This is a genomic window from Micromonospora sp. S4605 (genome assembly GCF_003176715.1).
Classification (GTDB): domain Bacteria; phylum Actinomycetota; class Actinomycetes; order Mycobacteriales; family Micromonosporaceae; genus Micromonospora; species Micromonospora echinaurantiaca.
Genome location: NZ_QGSW01000126.1, coordinates 1 through 3302, shown reverse-complemented (window position 1 = coordinate 3302; position 3302 = coordinate 1). Strand labels below are relative to the sequence as shown.

Sequence of the window (3302 nt, the reverse complement as noted above, 5' to 3'; positions counted from 1 at the left end):
GGGTGGACGGCACGGGGTGACCTCGGACATCGGGGGTCGTCGTTGCGGCCGGGGTTGGCCGAGCCCATCGTAGGAGGATCGGCCGGCGCGGTGAAGCGGCGGTCGCGGTTCAGCGCAGGACGCGGTGCCCGGCCCGCTCCAGCGCGCTGGTCGCCGCGCCGAGGCGCACCGCCGGGACGAGCAGGTAGTCGGTGTCGTAGCTGGAGAAGGCCAACGCGCTGACCCGGGCCTCGGCGAGCGGATCCACCAGCGCGGCGAGGGTGCCGGTGACCGCAAGGTCGACCGGTGCGGCCACCCGCAGGCACCGCCAGACCGTCTCGATGGTGGCCTGGTCGGGTACCCGGTCGGCGGGGCAGATCAACGAGATGCCGTCGGCCGTCCAGGTCACCGTGACGACGTCGCCGTCCCTCAGCCCGCCCGACAGCCCCGGCGGCAGGGCGGAGTCGGCGGCCAACCGGCACACGGCGTACTCCCCCGGCAGCAGAGCGATATCGAGCATGAGGGCACCCTACGGCCTGGTGGCGGGTCGGCCCCAGCTTCGCCGCGTGCGGCGAGCACCACACCGGGCCGCTGCTCAGACCTCGGAGAAGAAGGTGAGCGAGCCGGCGACCGACCCGTCGGTGAGCACCGGGGTGGAGATCGCGTCGACGGTCGCGTCCGCTGCCCCGGTCGACGTCGCCTGGACGCGGAGCAGGCCGCGGGCGAGTCGCCCGGAGGAGAGCGCGAGCAGCGGCGGGATCTTGTCGATCTCCTGCTCGGTCAGCTCGCGCGGGTTGGCGGTGAAGTCGAGCAGCCGGAGCCCGCCGCCGAGCAGCGGCAGCCCGATCATGTCCTCGGGCGCACCGAGGCAGAGCAGCTCGCACCCGGCGGCCGAGACCGCTACCACCTTCGTCTCGGCGTCGATCAGCAGGCAGGGCTCGTCGGCGTGGGACACGGTCAGCGACCACTGGCCGAAGTTGTCGGACTCCTGCGCTGTCGGTGTCCCGGCCGTGGGCGCGAGGACTTCCGAGAGCGAGAGTTCGACGTGGGCCACCGCGCCTCCTATGTACACCGACGGTCTGTCCACGCTAGCCGGTCACCTCGGCCGTCGCCGACCGCGCGGGAGTCACCGGGCCGCCGGTGGTGAACGATGCCCTGACCGGGCGGGCCGGCGACGGCGCGACCGACGGTGCCGACGCCGGACCGGGCCGCGTGGCGTCGCCGGTGACGTTACCGCCGGTTGGCCGGCTTGTCAGCGGCCGTTCGGCCCTCCTCGTACCACCGGTAGTCGGCCGCCGGACGGTAGGTGCCGTTCAACCAGGTGCTCGGGTGCTGGGCGACCCGGGAGAGCTTTTCGGCGGTGGCCGGGCTGATCCGGTTGCCCGCGGCCACCAGCAGCCGGTCGAGCTCGCGGTGGGTGGCCATGAGGCAGTCCTTCGGCAGCCCGTAGACGCTGATGACGCCGGAGCCGACGAAGGTCAGCACCGGCGTCACCGGAATCGGGTGCCCCACCGCGGTACTGAGCGCCTTGCTGGCCCGCTTGGCGTCCCGGCGGGCCTCGGCCACGTAGGGCGGTCGCTTGCCGTTGATCTGCACCACGTCGCCGGCCACCAGCACCCGGGCCCGGCCGTGGTCGGCGATGGTGACCGCGAACAGCCCGCTCGGACCGATGGCCAGGAAGCCGGCCCGGTCGTCCTGGCCGTGGTCGAGCAGGACGTCGGCGACGTCGGTGCGTGGCCACTCGATGACGTGCCAGGCCGGACCGAGGTGGTCGAGCTGACCGAGGGCCCGCGCGCCGGCCGCCTCCAGCCGCCGCGCGCCCCGCTCCGCCCGCCGGCGGCGGGCCCACTCCAACGGGGACGGACGGGACGGTGTGAGGACCCCCGGCGACTCCACCCGGGGGTGTGGCACCGCCGCGGGCGGCAGTGCCCGGGTCGGGGGTACGGCTCGGCGAGCGGGAAAGACAGTCATCGCGACCTCCGGCAAAAGGTCCCTCGAAGTTATGTCCTCACTACCCTACGTTGCCAGTCCCGGGGCTCGGCAAGTTGGAGCGCCGGAATGACTGTGGATGAATGCCATATTCATTCACAGTTGTTTTCTCGGATGCCGCCAAACCCTGTCCTACGCTGCGAGAGTGACCCACTACGTCGACAGCGAGGTCGGCCGGCTCGGCACCGTGCTGCTGCACCGACCCGGCCCGGAACTCGCCCGGCTGACCCCGCGCAACAACGACTCGCTCCTGTTCGACGCGATCCCGTGGGTGGGGCGGGCGCAGGAGGAGCACGACGCCTTCGCGGCGGCGCTGCGCGGGCGCGGGGTCGAGGTGCTCTACCTGGCCGACCTGCTGGCCGAGACGCTCGCCGTGGACGAGGCGCGGGCCGAGTTGACAGCGGAGGTGCTCCGCTCGCCCCGGCTCGGCGACACCCTGCGGGCCCGGGTCGCCGACCACCTCGCGTACCTCGACCCGGTGGCGCTGGCCGACGTGCTGATCGCCGGGTTGGCCCACGAGGAGCTGCGGCTCAGCCCGGAACGGCCGGGTGGCCTGGTCTACACGTTGATGGACCGGCACGACTTCGTCATCGACCCGCTGCCGAACCTGCTCTTCACCCGCGACTCGTCGCTCTGGATCGGCGACCGGGTCGGGGTGACCAGCCTGGCCATGCCGGCCCGGCGCCGGGAGACCACGCTGACCGACGCCATCTACCGCCACCACCCGCGCTTCGTCGGCACCGAGGCCGTCTACCACCCGCACCTGGAGCACCTGGAGGGCGGCGACGTGCTGCTGCTCGCGCCCGGCGTGCTCGCGGTCGGGGTGGGTGAGCGGACCACGCCGGCCGGCGCCGAGCGCCTCGCCCGGCAGGTCTTCGCCGCCGGGCTGGCGCACACCATCCTGGTGGTGCCGATCGCCCAGGAGCGGGCCACCATGCACCTGGACACCGTCTGCACGATGGTCGACGTGGACGCCGTGCTGATGTACCCGAACGTGGCGAACACGCTCTCGGCGTACACCGTGATCGCCGGCGCGGACGGCGAGGATCCCCGGGTGGACGGCCCGGCGCCGTTCCTGCGGGCCGCCGCCGACGCGATGGACCTGGACCAGCTCCGGGTGATCGACACCGGGCTGGACCCGGTCACCGCGGAACGCGAGCAGTGGGACGACGGCAACAACACCCTCGCCCTGGCTCCCCGGCTCTGCGTCGGGTACGAGCGCAACGTGGAGACCAACGCGCAGCTGGAGCGCGCCGGGATCGAGGTGATCCCGATCGCCGGTTCGGAGCTCGGCTCCGGCCGCGGCGGCCCCCGCTGCATGTCCTGCCCCCTGG

Annotated in this window: 4 protein-coding genes; 1 reads left to right on the top strand and 3 read right to left on the bottom strand. The window is 73.2% G+C overall.

Going from position 1 to position 3302, the window contains the following annotated elements:
- Positions 1-109: 109 nt before the first annotated feature.
- The 3 genes from DLJ47_RS08300 to DLJ47_RS08290 all read right to left on the bottom strand — a co-directional run bounded on the left by DLJ47_RS08300 (position 110) and on the right by DLJ47_RS08290 (position 1950).
- Complete coding sequence (locus DLJ47_RS08300) at positions 110-499, bottom strand: ACT domain-containing protein (protein ID WP_109899475.1); 390 nt, start codon at positions 497-499, stop codon at positions 110-112.
- 75 nt (positions 500-574) lie between these two features.
- The gene (locus DLJ47_RS08295; protein ID WP_109899474.1) at positions 575-1033 is read right to left on the bottom strand and encodes a hypothetical protein; all 459 of its coding nucleotides are present in this window, start codon (positions 1031-1033) and stop codon (positions 575-577) included.
- A gap of 176 nt (positions 1034-1209) precedes the next feature.
- A complete protein-coding gene (locus DLJ47_RS08290) occupies positions 1210-1950 on the bottom strand; it encodes a hypothetical protein (protein WP_109899476.1) in 741 nt (246 codons plus the stop codon).
- Positions 1951-2113: 163 nt separating this feature from the next.
- Here DLJ47_RS08290 and DLJ47_RS08285 point away from each other — a divergent pair.
- A partial coding sequence (locus tag DLJ47_RS08285) for an arginine deiminase (RefSeq protein WP_109899473.1) occupies positions 2114-3302 on the top strand: 1189 nt, incomplete at its 3' end.